This is a genomic window from Wolbachia endosymbiont of Tribolium confusum, assembly GCF_020405475.1.
GTDB lineage: Bacteria > Pseudomonadota > Alphaproteobacteria > Rickettsiales > Anaplasmataceae > Wolbachia.
In genome coordinates, this window is the sequence record NZ_JAIZNT010000001.1 from 102,467 (window position 1) to 125,374 (window position 22,908).

The window sequence follows — 22,908 nt, forward strand, 5'->3', positions numbered from 1 at the left end:
TCTACTTTGCTCTATATAATTCACAGCATTTTTTTGTTAACTCTCTCACTCTACCAATATAGGCTGTACGTTCATTCACACCAAGCACACCTCTTGCATCAAGTAGATTAAGTAGATGGCTCGTTTTAATACATTGGTCATAAGCTGCTATCGGCAATTCTTTTTCAACAAGGAATTTACACAGTTTTTCTGTATCCTCAAACTGCTGTTGTACTACTTTAGTATCATAATAATCAAGTGCCAGGTAAGAAAACTCTCGCTCTCTTTGTTTAAAAATATCTCCATAAGTTGCACCGCCACCGTTCCACATTATGTCGTAAACATTATCTACACCCTGTATGCACATTGCTAAACGCTCTAACCCATATGCTACTTCACCAGGAATTATTCTGCAGTCAATACCTCCCACTTGCTGTATATAAGTAAGTTGTGTTACTTCCATTCCGTTGCATGTAACCTCCCAACCAAGACCGGATGCACCAACACTTGGGTTTTCCCAATCATCTTCAATAAACTTAATATCATATTCTTTTGTCGATACACCAAGAGCTTTTAAGCTATTTAAGTAAACATCTTGCAAATTGCTGCCAGATGGTTTTATTATAACTTGGTATTGATGATGCTGATATAAACGATTAGGGTTGTCGCCATAGCGTCCGTCTGCAGGTCTGATTACTGGTTGTAGATACGCAATTTTTGTTGATTTTTCGTCAATCGCTGACATGATTGTTGCGGGATGTAGTGTTCCAGCTCCAACTTCAGACGTATATGGATGAAGTATAGTACACCCTTCATCTGCCCAAAAATCTTGTAATCCCTTTATTATATCCTGTAGATTCACGCAAACTGTATATCTTTTAAACTGAATACATAAGCAAATAAGTACTATTCTATACTTATTTTTTTAATAGTGCCATGGAAATAGTCACTCAAGGCTATTGAACTTTCTTTTACATACTCAAATATGCTTTTATTTAAAACAATCGCATCATGCATAGTCAGATCGCAGAATATAAATGCAGTCAAGTACAATAAAATCACTGCATAAAACACATGAAAAATCCCTTCAAATGTGATTGATATTGCATTGTTATAACTAAGCTGTATCATACTTATCGGCCATGGTTTTATTACTTCTACAATATTAAAAAATAAATAAGGTATTATAAAGAAAAAGAACAAATGCATAAGATCATTAAACCAAAATGGACATTTAAGTATTGCCTTGCATATACTTAAATAGAATTTACTTGCAATATAATAAATTGACATTATTGCCGGCATCGAAAGCGCAACAGTCATCACCTGTCCTGATGCTATTTGTATTACTATATTCTCATCACTGCTGGCTGAAGGATCTTGAGTATGAAAAATAGATATGCCAACTAATTGCAGCACTAACATAACTATTGCTAGCTTGGTAAAAATGGCAGCTACAACTATGCCTGAATTCGGCATTTTATATAGTATAAAATCACCTCCGTATGTAAGCATTAATATAATGTCGGTAATAAATAATATTAGAAAAGAAGACCAATAATGCTGCCAACCCGGTAAATATCCTACTCCTAAAAAAGAGCTTACTATTTTGGCAGGAAAAACCTTGCCTAGCACCTTACCCAAAAATTGAAAAAAAATCCCCATGTCCTAACTAACACTTGACTTATATTTTTCACAATACTGAATTGTAATGGACTTATCAATACACTTCTTGCATAGAAAAAAGACAAATAGTTAAAAACGATCTAAGTTTAGCAATAACCGTTGCCCCTTCTATCGTCATCCCAGTGCCCAGGGATTGGCTCTTTTTTTCTAGATTCCAAGGACATCTTCAATATTCTTACATCTGATCTCAAACTATGGAATAACACCGTTATACGTACTGGAATATGGGCATCATTCAAGTAGCTGATCTCTATGATGGCATCATCCCAGTACTGGGATCCAGAACAGGTAATAAAAACTGGTCACGCGCTGGCCTGAAGCTTTAACTATAAATATTAAAAAATTTACCAAGCTAGAAAAAGGCAAAAGAATCCCCTAGTAGTGAGTTTTGACCCTATAATAATGTAAATTGGCATTATAATAATGTGCTAACGCTTAAAATAAGCGTGTTTTGGCTGAATGTAGAAAAAATTAAAAAGACATGCAGCCGCTATAATTTTATGTAATCTGCCAATATATACCTGAGTTTTTTACTGAATTTTTGTTGTTAAATCTGCAGAGATTAAAAACAAGGATAAATACTCTTATTGATATGATGAGGAAAGTGGGAAGGTTTGTCAAGTCACTTCAGCCAGCTACCTACTTAGATGTTCCACACTGCTAAGTAGATACCAAATTTTTTGCAACATCAAGTGCAGCATAAGTAAATATTGCACTTGCACCTGCACGTTTAAAACCAATTAAGGACTCATAAATCACTCTGTTATAATCCAGCCAGCCATTATTTGCTGCAGCTTTTATCATTGCGTATTCACCGCTTACTTGGTAAGCAAAAATCGGAAAATTAAACTTTTCACTTGCTGTTTTTATTACATCTAAGTATGGCATACCCGGCTTTATCATAATAAAATCTGCACCTTCATCTATATCCATTTCGATTTCGCAGATTGCTTCACGTGCATTTCTATAATCCATTTGATAACCACTTTTGTCGATGAAATTTGATGATGCGCACGAACCGACAACTTGCCTGAACGGCGCATAGAAGCTAGAACAGTACTTTACTGCATAGGACAATATTGACACATTCTGAAAGTTATTATCATCCAATGTTTTTCTTATTTTTCCTATCCTGCCATCCATCATATCAGAAGGAGCAACTATATCGCATCCTGCTTTTGCTAAAACAAGCGCTTGCTTACATAATGCTGACACAGTTTCATCATTTTCTACATCTATCCCACCGCTTTTTAAAATGCCATCATGACCGTGAGTAGTATATGGATCCAGCGCAACATCTGCAATAATACCAATATCCGGCACCTTCGATTTTACAGCATGAATTGCTCTGCAGATTAAATTGTCAGAATTATATGCTTCCTCAGCATTTTCAGATTTTAGCTTACTATCAACTACCGGAAAAATCGCAACAGCATTAATTCCTAAATCTTTAGCTTTCTGAGCTATGGAAACTAATCCATCTATTGAATAACATTTGATATCAGGTAAGCCAGAAATTGGCTCAATTGTTTCTTCTCTGTCATGAACAAATAGAGGAAAAATCAGATCATTTACTGATAAAGTGCTTTCACTTGTTAAATTACGAACCCACTGACTTGAGCGCCTACGCCTTAACCTTGTATTTGGAAAATTAAACATTAGCTCCCTATTCTACCTTCTTAATCTATTATCATACAGAATAGATATGCTTTTAAAATTAATTACCATAAATTACAACACCTTCTTCGCATACACCTCCAGGTTCTATTTCTGTGCACTTCTGCCAACCAATATCACAATTATTTTTGCATTCACATTCACCAGATGCACAAGGGTTAATGGCCATAATACCAAAAAAATATTTGCCTTTTTCACTTCCTATGCCCCAGCTCCAAATATGGCCTCTACCCATCATTATTCCGCTAGTATTGACAAATAAATCATTGAATTCTATTTCTTTAATTACTTGTTTTATACTATCAGTAATAAATTTATCATAAGATTCAATAAACTGTTCCGGAGAATTTATCCTAACGTGCTCCTCTCCGTACCAATAACAAGGATAATATAGGAGTTTTGAAAATGCTTGAGAATCGTGACTATGCACTGCGTTTTTTAGAGATACTAAAAACTGCTTCATTTCCTGAGCAGAAATACCATGCCAAGATACTCTCTCAGATACATTTTCTTCTTTATAAGCGTGTAAATTAACACTACATATCAAACTAAGTAATAAAAAAATTATTGGTATAAATACTAATTTTACTTTTTTCATACTCAATTAGGTAAATTTCCAGTAAAGAGCAACACTCCTGAAATGAGTACCACCCAAAGCACCGATATTGGCAGAAACACTTTCCAACCAAGGCGCATTAATTGATCATAACGATAGCGAGGTATTGTAGCTCTAATCCAAATAAATACAAACAAAAGTACAACTATCTTCAAAACGAACCAAATCAAACTTGGAATTTTGTAAAATAAACTGAACTCCAACGGAGGATACCATCCTCCTAGAAAGAATATCGTCATCATAGCACTTGCTAGAATCATATTTGCATATTCTCCAAGAAAAAAGAGGGCAAAAGGCATGGATGAATATTCGACGTTATATCCAGAGACAAGCTCTGCTTCAGCTTCTGGCAAGTCAAATGGGTGACGATTAGTTTCTGCAAGCAAAGAAATAAAAAATATTATTCCTATAGGCATTAGTAGTAAATCAACCCAAAATGGCATATTATGTTTCGCTACCACCATCTCTCCGAGATTCAACGTACCAGCTGTAATAACAACTGTAGCAACTATTAGACCTATTGAAACTTCATATGAAATCATTTGAGCAGCCGACCTTATAGCACCAAGAAATGCATAATTAGAATTGCTTGACCAACCCGCAATAATAATACCATACACTCCTAAAGAAGATATAGCTAGCACGTAAAGCACCCCTACATTAATATTTGCTATTACCTTAGGGATTACTATCTGCTGGCCATTTTCTACAATTACTTCAGCACTAAACGGTATAACTGCCCAGGCAATTAGTGCTAAAATAAAGGTGAGCATTGGAGCCATGATGAATAATATGGTATTTGCTCTAAAAGGTATTATCGGCTCTTTAATAAGTAACTTGATTGCATCTGCAAATGGCTGCAATAGCCCAAAAGGTCCAACTACACTTGGGCCGTGTCTCAGTTGAATTGCACCAATAACTTTGCGCTCAAAATATACTAAATATGCAACTGAAAGCAGTAGCGGTACCAAAATAAATAAGATATTAATCAGCGTGTCCATGGAAAGCCTTAGTACAATCTGCCATTATTTTTGAAGCGCGACTTATTGAGTCTGTCATATAAAAATCATACTTTTTTAAAGTGAAAGGGATATTACTTAATTTGATCTCATTACAGGCAATTGATACCCATTTATTTTTTACTACTTGATCAGCATCTCTAAACTGTGGACCAATAGTGTCTAATTTTTTCCTAACATCAAATAAACTATCATATAGCAAGGAAAGACCCAAATATTGGGATAAATTTTTTATAATCAACCAATCTTCCTTTGCTTCACCAGGAGGAAAAACAGCTAAATTTGTTCTCTGTACTCGCCCTTCAGTATTTACATAAGTTGCATATTTTTCTGTGTATGCAGCTCCAGGTAGAATGACATCTGCTATATGCGCTCCCCTATCACCATGGTGGCCTTGATAAATTACAAATGTATTTTCTAATTTTGATGTATCAATTTCATCTGCACCAAGAAGATAAACAACTTCCACCTCGCCACTTTCTGCTTGCTTTAGTATTTGACTAACATCTTTTCCATCTTTTTTAGGAACAAATCCAATATCGAGTCCACCAACTCTTGCTGCAGCCTTATGCAGTACGTTAAAGCCATTCCAGTTATCTCTGATCATGTTAAATTTTTCTGCAATTTTGCCAGTTAGCGCTAAAATTGATTCAGAATCATCTCTTACTAATGCATCTTGACCGATGATGAGCATAGGGTTTGAGGCAACACTCAACAGCTTACAAAATTTATGATTTCCTTTTGCTATTTCGTCTAAGATATTTGGGTTATTGCCTAACCTCTCAACATGGTATAAATACTCAACGTCAGGGCCAATGCTTGCAATAGGAAAATTGCCTTGTAAATATCTCTTTCTCAATCTTGCATTAATGATTGGTGCTTCTATCCTTGGATTCGTATTGATTAGTAAGCATAAATCTGCACTTTCTATACCCTGAATAGTGGTATTGAACACATAAGATCCGCGATTACTTGATATAAGATTTGCACCATCTTGCCTGCAGTCTATATTCCCCGAACCAAGCTTCTGCATCACTTCTTTGAGTAGAAGCATAGACTCACAATCTGCTAAATCACCTGCAATTGCAGCTATTTTGTTTGATTTCGTACTCTTTAGTTTCTTTGCAGCAAAAGCCAATGCTTCATTCCAATCAACTGGAATTAATTTGCCCTCTTTTTTTATATAAGGTCGATCGAGGCGTTGTACTTTGAGTCCATCGTAAGCAAAACGAGTTTTGTCTGATATCCATTCTTCGTTCACTTCTTCATTGAGTCTTGGCAATATTCGCATAACTTCAGGACCACGACAATCAACTCTAATACTGCTTCCTACAGCATCTAGCACATCTATAGTTTCACAATGTGATAGCTCCCATGGACGTGCTGTAAAAGAATAGGGCTTTGAAGTTAAAGCTCCCACCGGGCAAAGATCTATAATATTCCCAGATAATTCAGAGCTAATATGCCTTTTTATGTAAGTACTAATCTCTATATTTTCTCCCCTTCCGATCCCTCCAAGTTCATTTGTACCTGCAACATCAGACAAAAATCTAACACACCGAGTGCAATGAATGCATCTATTCATCGCAGTCTCAATCAGTGGTCCGAAGTGTTTTTTTGGCACAGCCCTCTTATGCTCATCAAGTCTGCTGGTTCCTTTCCCATAAGCCATCGTGATATCTTGCAAATCGCATTCACCACCTTGATCGCAAATTGGGCAATCAAGCGGGTGATTAATTAGCAAAAACTCAAGGACACCTTCACGTGCTTTTTTAACCTTAGGAGTATCAGTGTAGATAACCATCCCTTCCGCAATTGGCATTGCACAAGAAGCTACTGGTTTTGGAGGTCCACCCTCCACTTCAACCAAACACATTCTGCAGTTACCAGCAATTGCTAAACGCTCATGATAACAAAAACGCGGAACTTCAACGCCCACAACTTCACAAGCTTGAATTATAGTGAGCCCATGCTCTACTTCACATTCCTTAGAATTAATAGTAACTTTAACCACAATTATTATACAGCTTCCCACTTTATAGGATTGCCGCTTACCTCATCTTCAACTAGATTGCCGTTATCATATTGAGCAGACATATAATTCATGCGCGAGTCACGATCTATATATCTAACAGGTTTTACCGGTTTATCTTTATACATTTTTTGCTCGGCTTTCTTACGCTGAGTAGGGTTATTTTTACTAGCTGTCTTTGCTTTTCCACCTACTGCCATATAAACTCCTAAAAACTTCTCATTTTATTTTAACACTTAAGTATATAGCGTCAATACTAAATGGCTTTAAAGTTTTAATAGACCATCATTACAATCATCATTTGAACAAAAATACTTTCTTAATGCTGCTCAAGTTCGTAACTTTAGAATCCTCCAAAAAGAAGGTGCAAGTTACTTTTATGATATCATTTTCTACGCCTTGTAAATAGACAATCATGTAGCCGTGAATTAAGCCATAAACCCAATACAAATATCCTTAATCATTAACCTCATAGTATTTTTCAACTAATTTATTGAGCAACCTTACACCGAAACCTACTGCCCCTCTTGGAGAAATATCAGTGCCTTTTTCATGCCAAGCAGCGCCCGCAATGTCTAAATGCGCCCAATAAGTGTCGTTCACAAAACGCTGTAGAAACTGTGCAGCCATTATGCTATCCCCACCAGAACCTGCAGGAGCTATATTTTGCACATCAGCAATCGGTGAATCAATAATTTTGTTATAAGTCTCATTCATAGGAAAGCGCCATAATTTTTCATTTACTTCATTTCCTGCATCAATCAGATGATTTGCTAATTCATCGTTATTTGAAAAAAGACCAGCATATTCATTGTTTCCAAGCGCAACCACTATAGCACCAGTTAAAGTTGCAAGGTCAATCATAAATTTCGGTGCAAATCTATCTTGTGTATACCATAAAGCATCCGCAAGTATTAGTCTTCCCTCTGCATCGGTATTTAATATTTCTATTGTTTGTCCAGACATTGAAGTGACTACATCGCTCGGTCTTTGAGCATTACCATCCACTGCATTTTCTGCAAGCGCAACCACACCAATTGCATTTACTTTTGCTTTTCGTCCAGCTAAAGTACGCATCACTCCAACTACAGTGGCAGAGCCTGCCATGTCATACTTCATTGACTCCATGCCACGCGAAGGCTTGAGTGACACTCCACCAGTATCAAACGTTATACCTTTACCTACAAAAGCTACAGGCTTTTGTTCCTTGGAGGCTCCATTCCATTTGATCACTACTAATTTTGGCTCTTTACTACTTCCTTGTGCTACCCCAAGCAATGCTCCCATTTTTTTCTCTTCCATTTGCTTCTTACCAAGCACTTCGATTTCAAGACCAAGCTTAGTAAGCTCGGTTTTTATGTGATCAGCATAGGATTCTGGATATAAAACATTAGGTGGTTCAGTGGTAAGAGCACGTGCAAGAAATATGCCTTCACCTTCTTGCCTTAAACGTTCAAATGATTTTTCAGCACTACTGAATTGCTCATCTTTCGCTAGCACTGTGATCTCCTCTACTTCTGTAACTTTTTCGTCCTTTTTGGTTTTATACTTATCAAACTTAAAACTACGCAAAAATGCACCATATGCAACATTCGCTGCATTGCCTTCGATTGAGATTGCCACTCGCTTGATTCTTAATCTGCTTAGCTCACAATATATTTTACCACCAATATTTAATCCTTTGCTTTCATCCCATTCATCTCTCTTGCCAAGCCCGGCAACTATAACATTCTTTCCCTCTGATGAAGTAATGGAGAAAAATTCACCAAAGCCTCCATTAAAATCACTAAATCTTTTGATATTATCTATAATTTGCTTGTCTTGTAAAACCTTACCGTTACTTATAAATTCATCATTTTCAAACAAACCTACTACTAGTGTTTCAAAATCAGGTAAGGCTTTAGAAATCGTTATCTTCATCGTTGACATCTCCGTCGCAAATAATTTTAAGCTGCACATAAAACATAGTAAAAACACTAGTAAGATGTTTTTCATATACATTTTAAGTACAATAGCGCTTAAGGTTACTATGAACTCCCCTGATATGCAAGGGTTTTATCTTTTATCAGAAAATTTGTTATACCCACCTAAGGTGATATTAAATGTGTAAGTCTTAATGGCCCGATCATTATAAGTAAATGGTGCTATCAGAAGGCTTGCAAGCCCATTATCAATAAGATCCCCAAGAATAGAATCAGCACAGTTGTCGCAATTATGGTCAGCAAAAAACATTTGTGTTGTGAACTCTGGGAAATCTGGATGTTGAACCAAAAAATTGACGTGTGGAGCCCTATCACCGATCTTACCAGGTGCTATTGTAATAAAATTATAATAGCCAAGGTTATTTACTATAAACCTTCCTGATCCGGGAAAGTTTGGATCAAGCTTATCATCCTCCACATTTTCATCATAATGGTTCACGCCGCGTGAATTCGCGTGCCATATAGAAACTACAGCGTTTTGTATTGGCAAACAGTTTACATCAGTAACTCTACCCACTATGCTTATCAATTCTCCTGTTGCGCTACTTGGGGAACCAGGTTTTCTTCTTAAATTATTTGAAGAGTTAAAGCTTTTTGGTTTTACATCAAGATCATAAATCTCTGGAGTTTCAATACAGTTGAGCAAAATAGGATCAACTGCAAATGATGACAAACCGAATATAGATTGTACTAAAAACGCTAATAAGATATTTTTCACATTCATTTTGTTTATAGTGCTTTTACCAGAATTATAACAATCTTTTTCTTTTATCAAAGATAAGACTTTCTTCGAAGACCTCTTAGAATCATAACTATCCCTTCAGTGTATAAGTTTTTAGATTTTAGTACTACATACACAACTGCATGGACTCCCAATTTAGGAATTGCAAATCAATCCAAACACGCAAGTGTAATATTACCGCCACATGCTGTAGTATTGACACTTACAACCTTTTCTGTAGAAAAACGTTGCAGATAATTAGGACCACCAGCTTTTGGTCCGGTACCTGATAGTCCTCTACCACCAAATGGCTGCATTCCAACTGCTGCACCTATTTGATTGCGATTGATGTATACATTTCCAACTGATATTTTCTTGCTTATTAAATCGATCTGACTTTGTACACGGCTTTGCAAAGAAAACGTAAGTCCATATCCTGTATTGTTTATATCACTTATAACTTCATTTAACTGCGACTTATTAAAACGTATGATATGTAAAATAGGCCCAAACACTTCTTGCTTTAATTGCGAAATTTTTTGTATCTCATAAATGTACGGAGGAAAGAAATAACCATTATAAGAATTTGTATCCATGGGTACCTTGGACAAAAGGTTTGAATCTTCATCCCTTGATATTTTTTCCGTATGTTTAGTGAGCATATCAATAGATGCTTTGTCAATTATTGGACCAATATCTGTGCTCAGTTGTATTGGGTCACCTATCTTTAGTTCTTGAGCTGCATTGCATATCATTTTTATCTGTTTTTCTGCTATATCTTCTTGAATAAATAGCACTCTGAGAGCAGAACAACGTTGACCGCCACTGCGAAATGCAGAAATTAAAACATCCTTAGTTACCTGCTCTAAAAGAGCAGAACTATCAACAATCATAGCATTTAATCCACCAGTCTCAGCGATAAGTGGCACAATAGGACCATCTCTGCTAGCAAGCATTCGATTAATTATTTGAGCAGTTTGTGTTGAACCAGTAAAAGCTACACCGGAAATTCTATTATCTGGTACTAATGTTTTACCTAAATACCAACCATCTCCTGGAATAAGGTGTAGCACATTTTTTGGTATTCCAGCTTCGTGTAGTATCTTAACGGCTTCATAGGCAATAATCGGCGTTTGCTCTGCCGGTTTTGCCAGCACTGCATTACCTGCTGCAAGTGCAGCTGAAACCTGTCCAATGAAGATAGCAAGTGGAAAATTCCACGGTGATATGCATAAGAAAACTCCTCTGCCTTCAAAAAAGATGAAGTTATCTTCACCTGTTGGACCTGGCAATTTTTTCCAGTCATTCAGTTCATTTTTTGCTATCATTGCATAATAGCGCAAAAAGTCGATTGCCTCTCTTACTTCTGCTATTGCATCGGGTAAAATTTTTCCTGCTTCTACAATCAGAATATAAATTAACTCTTTCATCCTTTCCTCAAGCAAATCTGCAGCTTTTTCAAGGCATTTAGCGCGCTCTTCTGCTGAAACATTCTGCCACTTAGTAAAAGCACTATGTGCTATTTTAAGAGCATTTAAAGCCTGAGCACTTGTTGCACTTGACACTTCTCCAATTACATTTTCCAAATGTGCAGGATTCACTACTTCGGTAAATTCCGCACTGTCAAGAAACGACTCTCCATCAATTATTGGACCAACTTGCCATTTCTTTTCACTAAATTCCCTTACATCATTTGCAAATTGTGAAACTGCAATTGAATCGCTAATATCCATTCCTAAGGAGTTTTTTCTTTCCTCTCCAAAAATATCTCGTGGCAACGGAATGCTTGGATGAGGCTCATATTCTAAGCTTTTTACTTTTTCTAATGGATCTGAAACTAATTCTTCAATTTTAACGTCAGAATCATTTACTTGATTGACAAACGAGCTATTAGCTCCATTTTCAAGAAGGCGCCTAATAAGGTATGGCAATAAATCACTATGTTTACCAACTGGTGCATATATACGACAATTGATGCTTGTTGCAAGTTCTGAAATTGCATAATCATACAAACTTTTACCCATTCCATGTAAGCACTGAAACTCAAATCCAGGATGATTTTTATCGGCAAGCTCTATTATAGTAGCAAAAGTATAAGCATTATGAGTTCCAAAACATGGATAAAAGTGATTCTCTTTGCTTAAAAGTTTCTGCGCACAGGCAAGGTAGCATACATCTGTGTGGCTTTTTCTAGTAAACACCGGATAACCAATTAACCCTAATTCTTGTGTGCGCTTGATTTCTGAGTCCCAATACGCTCCTTTTACAAGCCTCACCATAATTTTATGCTTTGATCGAATGGCAACATCTTCAACAAAATCAAGAACAGATAAAGCACGTTTTTGATACGCTTGCACAGCCAAGCCAAGCCCCTCCCACTTAAAAAGTGAATCATCAAGACGCAATTGCTCAAATAAAACTAATGACATCTCAAGTCTTTCTGATTCTTCTGCATCTATACAAAGTGAAATGTTATATTTCTTCGCTTCATGACACAGTTCCAGCAACTTAGCTCTCAGCTCTTCAGCTATATTACCAAATTGGCTAAATTCATAACGTGAGTGCAGTGAAGACAATTTGATTGAAACCCCTTGAGATTTAAAGCAATCATTTATGTCAGCAGATTCACCTATGGCTTTTATTGCATGCATGTATAAATTAAAATACTCTTCCGCATCCTCAACTGTGCAAGCAGATTCACCAAGCATATCAAAAGAGCATAAATACTTACTGTAGTCATCTGATTTCACACTTTCCAATGCTTTTTCTATAGTTTCTCCAACAATAAAATGCTTGCCAAGAATGGATATTGCTTGTTTCACCGCTTTGCGGATTATTGGCTCTCCTAAACTTTTCAATAACCTGGAAATTATGTGATAGAATTTTGAATCCTCTTCATTGTTTCTTAATATACTGCTTCCTATAATTAAACTCCATGTAGAAGCATTAACAAACAATGAAGAGGAACGCCCCAAGTGTTTATTCCATTCCTGGTTGGCAATTTTATCTTTGATCAATTCATCTATTGTGTAATCGTCTGGTATTCTAAGTAATGATTCAGCAAGACACATTAGCGCTACTCCTTCGTCGTTAGAAAGTGAGTACTGTTGTATAAAAGAATCTATAATGCCTAATTTACTACCTCTAATCTTTTCGACAATTTGTTTTGCAATATTGTAAACTATGTTTTTTGAATCAGCCGAAAGTTCTGATTTTTCTACAAGATAACGTACGTGACTTTTTTCATCAGCACGATAAAATGCCTGCAATCGTTTTCGTAATGCGTTAGGTTCTTGTATAGAACTGATCATAATTATCTACAAAACACCCTTTACCATATGTAAGGTAAGATTATATCATAACTTTGCATCGAATAAATTATTATTTAAATAAAGAGCCAGAATCGATTCAAAAAACCTAGTTAATGACTGTGATAGCTCAAAAGGACTGCGCAAGTATATAGCTCAACACTCCACCACTCATCAAGTACTTAACCTCAGTTGCAGTTTGTACACAGCACTTGAGTTGAATGGATTGCTCTGAATCATCCTTTCTTTTAATGATACATTCTAGATTTCCATTTGGTACTACTTCACCTTTTATGCTCACTATCTCACTACCATCAAATATCTTCCTCGTTACTCCATCCTGAAATGCAAGTGGAAGAACACCCATACCGACCAAATTGGACCTATGTATGCGTTCAAAACTTTCTGCAATCACAGCTTTAATTCCCAGCAATGCAGTACCCTTTGCTGCCCAATCCCTACTTGAACCTGTACCATATTCTTTTCCTGCAATGACAACTAATGGAACAGCTTCTCTTTTATATTGCATTGCTGCATCAAAAATTGACATAGTTTCTTGAGAAGGAATATGTTTCGTATAGCCACCTTCAGCGCTCACCATTTTATTTCTTATTCTGATATTAGCAAAGGTTCCACGCATCATTACGTCGTGGTTACCGCGGCGAGATCCATATGAATTGAAATCTTGCGGTTCAACTCCAAGACCTTTCAAATATATGCCTGCAGGACTATTTGAGGCAATATTTCCAGCAGGGGAAATGTGGTCGGTAGTGACGCTATCGCCAAACATCGCTAGTATTTGCGCATTCTTTATATCAACTATGTTGCTTTTATTGTTCTTAGTTGATAAATTATCAAAATAGGGAGGGTTTTGTATGTAAGTGCTTTTCGCGTCCCAATCATAGATCTCACTTTTCTCACACTTTATCTTTTGCCAATGCTCATCACCAGAAAAAACATCCTTATACTTTTGTATGAACATTTCACGCGTCACAACACTTTTAACACAGCTCTCAACTTTATTATTTGTTGGCCATATATCTTTGAGATAAACATCACTTCCATTCTTATCTTTGCATATAGGATCTTTTGTCAGGTCAATTTGTACAGTACCTGCAAGTGCATAAGCAACGACAAGTGGCGGAGATGCTAAGTAATTAGCTTTGACTGAAGGATGAATTCTCCCCTCAAAATTACGATTACCAGATAAAACCGCAGCAACGGTTAAATTTTTGTTTTTAATATCATCCTCTATATCTTTATTGAGCGGACCGGAGTTTCCAATACAAGTTGTGCAGCCATATCCAACTAAATTAAAGCCCAAAGTATTTAGATCTTCTTGTAATCCTGACTTTTCTAAATATTCTGTTACAACTTGTGACCCTGGAGCAAGAGAAGTTTTAACCCAAGGCTTTGATTTTAATCCAAGGTTGACTGCATTACGCGCTACAAGTCCAGCAGCAATCATTACGCTTGGGTTTGAAGTATTAGTGCAGCTTGTTATTGCTGCAATAACTACACTTCCATCTTGGAGTTTATCGCTTTCCTCTGACTCATTAACTGGAAATGATTTAGAAAAAGATTCTGCCACTTGCGAAAGAAAAACCTTATCTTGCGGTCTTTTTGGACCGGCCATTACTGGCTCCACACTCGATAAATTAAGTTCCAGTGTATCAAAGAATGCCAATTCGTCATCGCTACGCCACAGCCCTTGCTCTTTTGCATAGATTTCAACCAATTTAACCAACTCTTTTGGCCTTCCGGTCAAGTTTAAATAATCTAGCGTATTCTGGTCAATTGGAAAGAATCCACAAGTTGCACCATACTCTGGAGCCATATTAGCTATGGTTGCTCTATCTGCCAAAGATAAACAATCTAAGCCATCACCATAAAATTCTACAAATCTGCCAACAACGCCTTTTGCTCTTAGAATATTGGTAATCGTTAGCACTAGGTCAGTTGCGGTTACTCCTTCTGAAAGTCTTCCAATTAATTTAAATCCTACTACCTCTGGAATCACCATACTAATTGGTTGACCAAGCATCACAGATTCAGCTTCTATTCCACCAACGCCCCAACCAAGAACCGATAAACCATTCACCATAGTAGTGTGACTATCCGTACCAATTAAGGTATCTGGATATACAACTCCGTTATCGTTACATACAACTTGCGCTAAATACTCAAGATTCACTTGGTGGCAAATTCCAGTACCTGGTGGTACTACTCTAAAATTTGTGAAGGACGATTCTCCCCATTTTAAGAATTGATATCTCTCCAAATTTCTTTTCACTTCCAATTCAACGTTTTTACCAAATGCGGAAGTGCTCCCATAACTATCCACTTGAACAGAGTGGTCGATCACAAGATCAACAGGTACAGATGGATTTATTTTGCTTGGGTTGCCCCCGTTTTTCTTCACATAATTACGCATTGAAGCTAAGTCAACAATAGCAGGAACTCCCGTGAAATCCTGCATCAACACCCTTGCTGGTTTGTAGCTAATTTCGTGATTAATGTGTTTCTTGACGCAATTTGCTAATATCTTTATGTCATCTAATTTAACGCTTACTCCATCTTCGTTGCGCAATAAATTTTCAAGCAATACCTTGAGTGAACAAGGCAATTTAGTTACATCTGTCCCTAAAAATTTACTAGCAGTGCTAAGGCTAAAGTATTTGTATGACTTTCCGTCAATGTTTAAAGTTGTTTTTGCGTTTAAAGAATTATTCATCGTGTGTAACCATTTTTAAGTGAAAAATCAACTAATGATGTCATTCCAGTGCATGACACACAACTGTACGAACGTCCCGTGTTGCAGTAGAGTAAGCATAACTACCAATGTCATCCCAGTGCCCAGACACTGGGATCCAGAAAATTTGATTGCAAATAAGCACGCTATACAACACTTTTGATGAAATTGAACAACGAAACTGGATCCACAACTGTACGAACGTTGTGATTTGAGAATAATCTCCGCCAGGAAGGGTGTCATCCCAGTGCTTTGGCACTGAGATCCAGAAAACTTAATTTTAAATAAGTACACCAGATAGCTGTATAATAAGAACTGGATTCCAGTGTCACGCACTGGAATGACATCATTTATTATGCAACATCGTGCCACATTGCAACATTCGTACAGTTGTGAACTAGATCCCAGTGTCACGCACTGGGATGACAAGAATAATTTGCACCTGGATGACAAGGATGAAGTACATTTGGATGACAACTGGATATATAGATCACATTCAAAATTATTATGCATATTCTGCTTCATTTCAGATATTTCCTTCTTTGGTACCTCAGTAGCACAGCTATTTTTAGCTATATTACACTGTATTAGTTAAATTTGGAATTACTAGCGCTACTTTTTTGTTGTTGACTTTGCTGCTGATACATAGTTTCAAAATCTATAGGATCTAGCATAAGTGGAGGAAACCCACCACTACTTGTAGCTCTTGCAATTATCTCTCTTGCAAAAGGGAAAAGAAAAGTAGGTCCACCAATAAATAAAGCTTGTCTCACCTCTTCTTCACTTAGCTTTGTAAAGTTTTCTATTGAAAAAATACCGCAATACTTTACCTCGCAAATGAAAGCTATATCATTTTTTACATCTTCATCTTTTACCGTTGCTTTGGCTTCTATATGCAAAGTAATTTCATGAAAAGGCTTTTCTTCACTTATTCCTTTTTTATTTTCTGTTCCTTCTAATTTTGCTGAATTAATATTAACCATTACATTAATATCAGGAGCTTTACTAGAAGGAAGGAATGGCGAATTTGGATTCTCAAACGAAAAATCTTTGACATACTGACCATGAATTTTCATTTTGTGTTGTGACATTTCTTACGTCTCCTTTAATTAAGTTGAGATGTTTAATACTTTCTTATATAATATATCCATTTACAAATGAATAGTAAACCTAACTATAAGTTAATATGAAAAACATATTTTTATCAATAATTAATAATATTTAGATATCTTATGTATCAAGGGGTTCAGTTACCATGATAGAGCTTGTAATATACGCTTTACTAGCGGCGTTTATTTTTTCACGCTTATATAATTCTTTAGGAAGATCATCCAGTCTCAATCTAAAAAAGCTAACAGGTGTATTAGATGTAAGTCAAAGTAAAGAGGATGTGGTAGAAAATATCGAAGATTATACTTATAGCAATGACAAAAGTTCAATAGAAGCTACTTATGAACAAATATTACAAAAAAACAGAGAGTTCTCTATTTTCAATTTTATAGAAGGTTCAAGCATAGCTTTTGAATTAATAATTAAATATTTTAACCAAGGAAATTTACCTCAATTAAAATCCCTTCTGGACAAAGATTTGTATAACAGCTTTGTGGACAAAATTAAACATCGTAAAGAGATACACGAGTCTATAATTGTTTCTATTGTTTTACAAAAAATCTTAGAAATAAGGCTAGTAAAAAACGTAGTATTTATTGCAGTATACTTCCTTTCAGAGCAAATTAATTTTGTTAAGAATAATAAAGGAGAAATCATATCAGGTAGTATGTCCACTATTAACAAAGTTGAGGATGTATGGCAATTCAAAAAAAATATTAATTCATCAGATCCAACTTGGTTGCTTGTTTCTATTAACTACAAAAAGACAAGTATTGATAAAAATTTAACAACAAACGATAAGTAAGGTTGTTGCACTGATGGAGAGCAAGCTACGCGAAATAGTACTTGATACTGAAACTACAGGTCTTGACACTGAATCTGGCCATCGAATTATTGAGATAGGATGTGTGGAACTAATTAATCGTATTCCAACAGGTAAAACATTTCATCGATATCTTAATCCAGAAAGAGACATACCTTACCACTCATTTAAGATTCATGGTATTAGTGAGGAGTTTTTGGAAGATAAACCACTATTTTCAGATGTTGCACTTGAATTTCTTGACTTCATATCTAATGACATTTTGGTAATTCATAATGCTGAGTTCGATGTTAAGTTTCTTAATATGGAGTTAAGTAAGTTAAATGCTGGATTAATTTCCTCAGATAGAGTGCTAGATACATTGCCACTTGCAAGAAAAAAGTTTGTAGGATCACCTGCTTCCTTAAATGCATTATGCAAGCGTTTTGATATATCGCTAGAAGGTAGAGAGTTGCACGGAGCATTAGTTGATGCTCAATTGCTTGCAAAGGTCTATGTTGAACTTACAGGAGGATTGCAAACCTTTTTATTTAACAGTGAATGTGATCAGAGCAATAACTCCACGTTTATTCAGCATAAAGTGCGTAATTTAGCTCGCAGAGAACACTCACCAAGTAGTAAAGAAATTGATGAGCATAAGAAACTGTTAGACAAAATTAATAGTCCACTTTGGAAGGAATATATTGAGTCAATCAACTAATCAATATATAATTTAATTTTTTGGGAACGCTTTAATGATAAAGTCTATAAGGTTATTATCTAGTTTATTGATAGCATTAGCAGCCATTTTTCTTGGTTATTGTTATTTCACTAAAAAGGGTATATTTGCTCCAGCTGTGGTTCAAAACGTAGAAGTCAAGGTAGGTGGGGATTTTTCTTTGATTAATCAGGATGGACAAATAGTACGCAGTGGTGATTTTAAAGATAAGTATATGATGATTTTTTTCGGGTTTTCCTCATGTAAAAAAATTTGTCCTATGAATCTTGGAATAATTTCAGAAACACTTGCAAAATTAGATGAGAAAACTAACAACAAATTACAAACATTGTTTATTACAGTCGATCCTGAGCGCGATAACATAGAAAGGCTTAAAGAATTTCAGCAGCAATTTGACCATAGAATACAAATGCTAACTGGTGAAAGACAGAAAATAGATGAAGTAGTTGCAAAGTATAAAGTATATGCAAGCAAAGTAGGTGGAGAAGAGGAAATTAACCATTCTTCAATAATATACCTTATTGGCCCTGAAGGAAAATATGTCACACACTTTGTAGCTGATTTAAATTCAGATGAAAGTCAATCTGATAAGATTTTGGCTGAAGTAAGAAAATATGTAAGCTGAACTAAAGGGCTATTCGCCTACTTTAAGTTTATGTTAATGGCTATTCTGTTTAAATCGAGTTGTTTTTTCTAATTTTTTCTAGCATCAACTCAGCAGCTTTTTGTTCAGCAATTTTCTTACTAGGAGCGCATGCAGAAACTTTGTCATAACTCTCTATGCAAACTGATATAGTAAATTCAGGATTGTGTGCTGGTCCAGTTTGTTTTACAAGCTCATACTTTGGTAAAGGTAATTTATTTCTCTGAGTCCATTCTTGCAGTGAAGTTTTAGAATCTTGAGGAGGATCGAGGATGTCCTTAGCTAGCTTTTCCCAATGTCGGATAATAAATTTCTCAACACTCTCAAGTCCGCCGTCAATATAAATTGCACCTATTAGTGCTTCAAGCGAATTTTCTAAATTTTTTAAGTTACATTTTCCTCCGTTACAACGTTCACTATTATTCATGATAATAAAGTTACCTAACTCTATTTCTTTAGCAACATTAGCAATGGTACTGCCACAAACTAAATCCGTTTTTCTTTTTGCCAATGCTCCTTCTTTTTCTTCAGGAAACATTTTAAACAGCATAACAGATACAACCATATTCAAAACACTATCGCCCAAAAACTCTAGCCTTTCGTAGCTTACAACCTGGTCTTCGCTATTTCTCTTATTTACGCTTGGGTGGGTTAATGCCTCTTCTAATATTGCATAATCTGTAAATTTATAATTAATAACTTTAGATATTGTATCGTTCAAAACTCTCATATTAATCATTCAATAGAAAAGCACTTTCTACCACCTTTATACCAGAGAATTAGTTTTATTTTATTAAAATAATACCACCACTTCCAAAATTAATGTATACAACCCACCGCTTCAGTAACGTTACTAAATCCATCCCTTCTTACTAGTTCCGCAAGCTCCAGGTTAATTTTGTTCACAACTTGATGCCCCTGGTATACAAGAGCAGTGTATAGCTGGACTAAAGAAGCTCCTGCCTTTATTTTTTCATATGCATCAACACCACTTGAAACTCCCCCACATCCTATCAATAAAATTCTGCTCTTAGTAAGCTTGTACATATCACTCAATAACTCGGTTGAAAGTTGAAACAATGGTCTACCACTCAACCCACCGCTCTCATTATAGTAAAAATCTCGACTTATCGTAGTGTTGCTTACTATTAAGCCGTCAATCTTATATTCTAGTGTAAGCTCAGCGATATTTTCTTTTGTTTGCTGGTCTATATCTGGAGAAATTTTTAATATTATCGGTATGGATTCAGAACTATCGATTGATCTCCGGGTTAGAGTGATAGATTTCAACAATTCAGATAATTCTTGTTTATTGTGCAAATCGCGTAAGTTAGGTGTGTTTGGGGATGAGATGTTCAGTACTATATAATCGCTCTTTCCATATACTATCTTTATTAAGTCAACATAATCGCTTATTTGATCCTTTGATGTACTGTTTTTTCCTATGTTGATGCCAAAAATACAATCATCAAGCTTAGTTTCACTTATCTGTTTAAGAAAATAGTCTACCCCTTTATTATTGAATCCCAATCTATTAATTATTCCTTCATCTTTAATTAACCGAAAAATTCTCGGTTTTTTGTTTCCATATTGGGGATGTTTAGTTACAGTACCAGCCTCAATAAATCCAAAACCAAATGAGAGCATCGGCTTTACAACTTCCGCATTTTTATCAAAACCTGCAGCAAGACCTACAGGACTCCTAAGTTTATTACCAAAAAAGTTTACATTTAAAGACTTCGGTAGCTCTATAGGTTTCCTACAGGGCATCTTTTTTAACGCTGTGATTACCAAGGAGTGAGCAATTTCAGGCGGCAGTAAAAACAATAAATTACGTAATATCATTTTGTAAAACACTTTGCTTATTTTTAGTTTATTTTTTACCATGCAACAAGAATAACTTAGAAAGCTTGAGGTTTATCGAGATAGTAAGTATATAGTTTCTATGAGCAAAAACTAATTTTTCTGAAGGGAAACTACAACTTGATCAGTATTTTTATCTAATAATTCGAGATAGCCAAATTTGTTAATTTGAGATTTTATTAGTATAGGAATCTTATTCCGATTTAAATAAAATCCCTGTTTTGATTGTTTATTAATCCGTAACCTTACATCCCCATTTTTCCAAGCAAGCATCTTATTTATTCCAGATTTTTCTTTACAATTATCTTCATTTATAAATCCTAAGTATTCATCTTCTGAAGAATATATCGCAATCTTGCATATTCTATATCCCACCCAATTCCCTAGATATGGATCAGTATCATCTTTTTCGTAAAGCTCGAACTCTCCTTTGATATATTCCCATGGAGCTCTTGCATCACCTATTTTTTTTAGAAAGAGTACATCCTGATCAAAGTTTATAATGGTCCTTGTATGAAATGTTGTTAAGCTTGTGTCGAATAATAATTGTTCTGTGATGCTAAAATTCTCTTTATCCTTCTGCATATTTTGAAATGATACGATTATCACATCTGCTCCAACTTCTCTTCCATAATTAACATACTGACTAGCACGTCCATGTTTGGCTGTGAACGATGACTTACCTATTAACAGAAAGTCATTAAATAATGCATTATATATAGTCTGTGCACTGTAAGCTGTACCAACGTAAACCGGTTGTTTGTTAGATGCAGGATACTTTTCTGGTGCAAGATGAGTATAAGAGCTCTTTAATAAGTAGTGGAAAGTGCAACTGGTAAGCAAGAAGGACAAACTAATCAATAATAAAACTTTCGTTAGTCTTTTTGGCATTTTACTGCTTATATTTTGAATATAGTATCTTATTTTTTTTAATATTTCATTAAAAGCCACACCTCTTGCCAAAACCTCAGAAGAAAAAACGATTTAACTAAAGTAAGAGGCCGGGACCGGAATTGAACCGGTATAAAAGGATTTGCAGTCCTCCGCATAAGCCATTCTGCCACCCAGCCATTTTTTTATGCGTAGATATTAATTATACCTTTTAGCATAGATAAAGCATCCTCTTTTTTTCTCTGAAAAGTGTTGCGCCCGATAATTGAACCATTACCACCGCCTTGCTTAATTTCTTTTACCTCACTACTTATATCACCCACTGACTTTGACTCACCACCAGAGAAAACTACTATTCTTTTTCCTGCAAAGCAAGACTTTTTAATATATTCAATTCTTTTAGATAATGATTCAATATTTTCTATTTTTTCTCTTTCCAGATGGTTGGTTGGAAGTTTTACTTTTATTATGTTGGCACCAAGCAAAGCCGCTATATGCGCAGCATAAGCAATTACATCAACTGCTGTTTCACCTTCTTTGGAAATCCCTTCACCACGTGGATAAGACCATAGCACCACAGCAAGTCCGAAGGACTTAGCCTCAGCTATAATTTCGCGAGCTTCTTCCATCATATCAAAACATTTAGCAGAACCAGGATATATAGTAAACCCAACAGCCGTACAGCCTAAACGCAGTGCATCTTTTACAGAAGCAGTTATTGCTTGATCAGAAGTTAAGCTTTTTGAGTGTAAGGAGTTGGCACTATTAAGCTTCAAAATAAGTGGAAGCATTCCAGCATATGTTGAAGCACCAGCTTCAATCATACCAAGCGGAGCAGCATATGCACTTACTCCTGAATCAACTGCAAGTTGAAAATGATAATGTGGATCGTAAGCATCAGGGTTAACTTCAAAGCTTTTTATTGGTCCATGCTCAAATCCTTGATCTACAGGGAGGATTACTAACTTGCCAGTACCGCCGAGTTTTCCATGCATGAGAATACGAGTAAGATTTGCTTTTACCCCAGGATTTTCACTTTCGTAGTAACTTAGGATTTGTTTTACTTCTTCACTCATTAATATCTTCAA

At 35.8% G+C, this 22,908-nt stretch carries 20 protein-coding genes, 1 tRNA gene and 1 pseudogene; 5 read left to right on the forward strand and 17 right to left on the reverse strand.

Going from position 1 to position 22,908, the window contains the following annotated elements:
* Position 1: 1 nt before the first annotated feature.
* The 11 genes from LEM02_RS00455 to acnA all read right to left on the reverse strand — a co-directional run bounded on the left by LEM02_RS00455 (position 2) and on the right by acnA (position 15,754).
* A complete protein-coding gene (locus LEM02_RS00455; protein ID WP_063630948.1) occupies positions 2 to 841 on the reverse strand; it encodes a glycine--tRNA ligase subunit alpha in 840 nt (279 codons plus the stop codon).
* A gap of 44 nt (positions 842 to 885) precedes the next feature.
* A complete protein-coding gene (locus LEM02_RS00460) occupies positions 886 to 1,644 on the reverse strand; it encodes a phosphatidylglycerophosphatase (RefSeq protein ID WP_226079261.1) in 759 nt (252 codons plus the stop codon).
* A 681-nt stretch (positions 1,645 to 2,325) separates the two neighbouring features.
* Positions 2,326 to 3,324: a porphobilinogen synthase gene (hemB, locus tag LEM02_RS00465; RefSeq protein ID WP_226079262.1), complete on the reverse strand. Its 999-nt coding sequence runs from the start codon at positions 3,322 to 3,324 to the stop codon at positions 2,326 to 2,328.
* Between the two features lie 58 nt (positions 3,325 to 3,382).
* Positions 3,383 to 3,940 (reverse strand): hypothetical protein, encoded by a 558-nt coding sequence (locus LEM02_RS00470; protein WP_226079263.1) that lies wholly within the window; start codon positions 3,938 to 3,940, stop codon positions 3,383 to 3,385.
* 2 nt (positions 3,941 to 3,942) lie between these two features.
* Positions 3,943 to 4,959 carry an NADH-quinone oxidoreductase subunit NuoH gene (nuoH, locus tag LEM02_RS00475; RefSeq protein ID WP_226079264.1) on the reverse strand — a complete coding sequence of 339 codons (1,017 nt, stop codon included), beginning with the start codon at positions 4,957 to 4,959 and terminating at the stop codon, positions 3,943 to 3,945.
* Positions 4,943 to 6,991, reverse strand: a complete 2,049-nt coding sequence (gene nuoG / locus LEM02_RS00480) for an NADH-quinone oxidoreductase subunit NuoG (RefSeq protein ID WP_226079265.1) — start codon at positions 6,989 to 6,991, stop codon at positions 4,943 to 4,945. The genes nuoH and nuoG overlap by 17 nt, the downstream gene beginning before the upstream one ends.
* 5 nt (positions 6,992 to 6,996) lie before the next feature.
* The gene (locus tag LEM02_RS00485; RefSeq protein ID WP_006015760.1) at positions 6,997 to 7,209 is read right to left on the reverse strand and encodes a hypothetical protein; all 213 of its coding nucleotides are present in this window, start codon (positions 7,207 to 7,209) and stop codon (positions 6,997 to 6,999) included.
* A gap of 256 nt (positions 7,210 to 7,465) precedes the next feature.
* Positions 7,466 to 8,968, reverse strand: coding sequence for a leucyl aminopeptidase (locus LEM02_RS00490; RefSeq protein ID WP_226079266.1), 1,503 nt, complete (start codon positions 8,966 to 8,968; stop codon positions 7,466 to 7,468).
* Between the two features lie 96 nt (positions 8,969 to 9,064).
* Positions 9,065 to 9,715, reverse strand: a complete 651-nt coding sequence (locus tag LEM02_RS00495) for a protocatechuate 3,4-dioxygenase (protein WP_226079463.1) — start codon at positions 9,713 to 9,715, stop codon at positions 9,065 to 9,067.
* Between the two features lie 167 nt (positions 9,716 to 9,882).
* Positions 9,883 to 13,023: a bifunctional proline dehydrogenase/L-glutamate gamma-semialdehyde dehydrogenase PutA gene (putA, locus tag LEM02_RS00500; protein ID WP_226079267.1), complete on the reverse strand. Its 3,141-nt coding sequence runs from the start codon at positions 13,021 to 13,023 to the stop codon at positions 9,883 to 9,885.
* Between the two features lie 127 nt (positions 13,024 to 13,150).
* On the reverse strand, positions 13,151 to 15,754 hold the full coding sequence (acnA, locus tag LEM02_RS00505) for an aconitate hydratase AcnA (protein WP_226079268.1): 2,604 nt from the start codon (positions 15,752 to 15,754) through the stop codon (positions 13,151 to 13,153).
* 19 nt (positions 15,755 to 15,773) lie between these two features.
* On the opposite strand from acnA, the gene LEM02_RS00510 reads away from it, so the two are divergent.
* Together LEM02_RS00510 and LEM02_RS06860 are read left to right on the forward strand one after the other, a co-directional pair.
* The gene (locus LEM02_RS00510) at positions 15,774 to 15,935 is read left to right on the forward strand and encodes a WPE palindromic element domain-containing protein (protein WP_156488163.1); all 162 of its coding nucleotides are present in this window, start codon (positions 15,774 to 15,776) and stop codon (positions 15,933 to 15,935) included.
* Positions 15,936 to 16,034: 99 nt separating this feature from the next.
* A pseudogene (locus LEM02_RS06860) lies at positions 16,035 to 16,163 on the forward strand (WPE palindromic element domain-containing protein); the annotation flags it as partial.
* A 196-nt stretch (positions 16,164 to 16,359) separates the two neighbouring features.
* On the opposite strand, the gene secB reads toward LEM02_RS06860, so the two are convergent.
* Positions 16,360 to 16,863 carry a protein-export chaperone SecB gene (gene secB / locus LEM02_RS00520; RefSeq protein WP_226079269.1) on the reverse strand — a complete coding sequence of 168 codons (504 nt, stop codon included), beginning with the start codon at positions 16,861 to 16,863 and terminating at the stop codon, positions 16,360 to 16,362.
* A 164-nt stretch (positions 16,864 to 17,027) separates the two neighbouring features.
* On the opposite strand from secB, the gene LEM02_RS00525 reads away from it, so the two are divergent.
* Genes LEM02_RS00525 through LEM02_RS00535 form a run of 3 tightly spaced genes read left to right on the forward strand, consistent with a single transcriptional unit; the run spans position 17,028 to position 19,048 of the window.
* Positions 17,028 to 17,687 carry a Tim44/TimA family putative adaptor protein gene (locus tag LEM02_RS00525; RefSeq protein WP_226079270.1) on the forward strand — a complete coding sequence of 220 codons (660 nt, stop codon included), beginning with the start codon at positions 17,028 to 17,030 and terminating at the stop codon, positions 17,685 to 17,687.
* Between the two features lie 13 nt (positions 17,688 to 17,700).
* Positions 17,701 to 18,405: a DNA polymerase III subunit epsilon gene (gene dnaQ, locus LEM02_RS00530; RefSeq protein WP_226079271.1), complete on the forward strand. Its 705-nt coding sequence runs from the start codon at positions 17,701 to 17,703 to the stop codon at positions 18,403 to 18,405.
* A 34-nt stretch (positions 18,406 to 18,439) separates the two neighbouring features.
* Positions 18,440 to 19,048 carry an SCO family protein gene (locus tag LEM02_RS00535; RefSeq protein WP_226079272.1) on the forward strand — a complete coding sequence of 203 codons (609 nt, stop codon included), beginning with the start codon at positions 18,440 to 18,442 and terminating at the stop codon, positions 19,046 to 19,048.
* Positions 19,049 to 19,097: 49 nt separating this feature from the next.
* On the opposite strand, the gene rnc is transcribed toward LEM02_RS00535, so the two are convergent.
* The 5 genes from rnc to LEM02_RS00560 all read right to left on the reverse strand — a co-directional run bounded on the left by rnc (position 19,098) and on the right by LEM02_RS00560 (position 22,896).
* Positions 19,098 to 19,796, reverse strand: a complete 699-nt coding sequence (gene rnc / locus LEM02_RS00540) for a ribonuclease III (RefSeq protein WP_226079466.1) — start codon at positions 19,794 to 19,796, stop codon at positions 19,098 to 19,100.
* 89 nt (positions 19,797 to 19,885) lie between these two features.
* Complete coding sequence (locus LEM02_RS00545) at positions 19,886 to 20,953, reverse strand: quinone-dependent dihydroorotate dehydrogenase (protein WP_226079273.1); 1,068 nt, start codon at positions 20,951 to 20,953, stop codon at positions 19,886 to 19,888.
* Positions 20,954 to 21,022: 69 nt separating this feature from the next.
* Positions 21,023 to 21,820, reverse strand: coding sequence for a hypothetical protein (locus LEM02_RS00550; protein ID WP_226079274.1), 798 nt, complete (start codon positions 21,818 to 21,820; stop codon positions 21,023 to 21,025).
* Positions 21,821 to 21,927: 107 nt separating this feature from the next.
* A tRNA-Cys gene (locus LEM02_RS00555) sits at positions 21,928 to 21,999 on the reverse strand.
* A gap of 6 nt (positions 22,000 to 22,005) precedes the next feature.
* Positions 22,006 to 22,896 (reverse strand): class I fructose-bisphosphate aldolase, encoded by an 891-nt coding sequence (locus LEM02_RS00560; protein ID WP_226079275.1) that lies wholly within the window; start codon positions 22,894 to 22,896, stop codon positions 22,006 to 22,008.
* Positions 22,897 to 22,908: the final 12 nt, after the last annotated feature.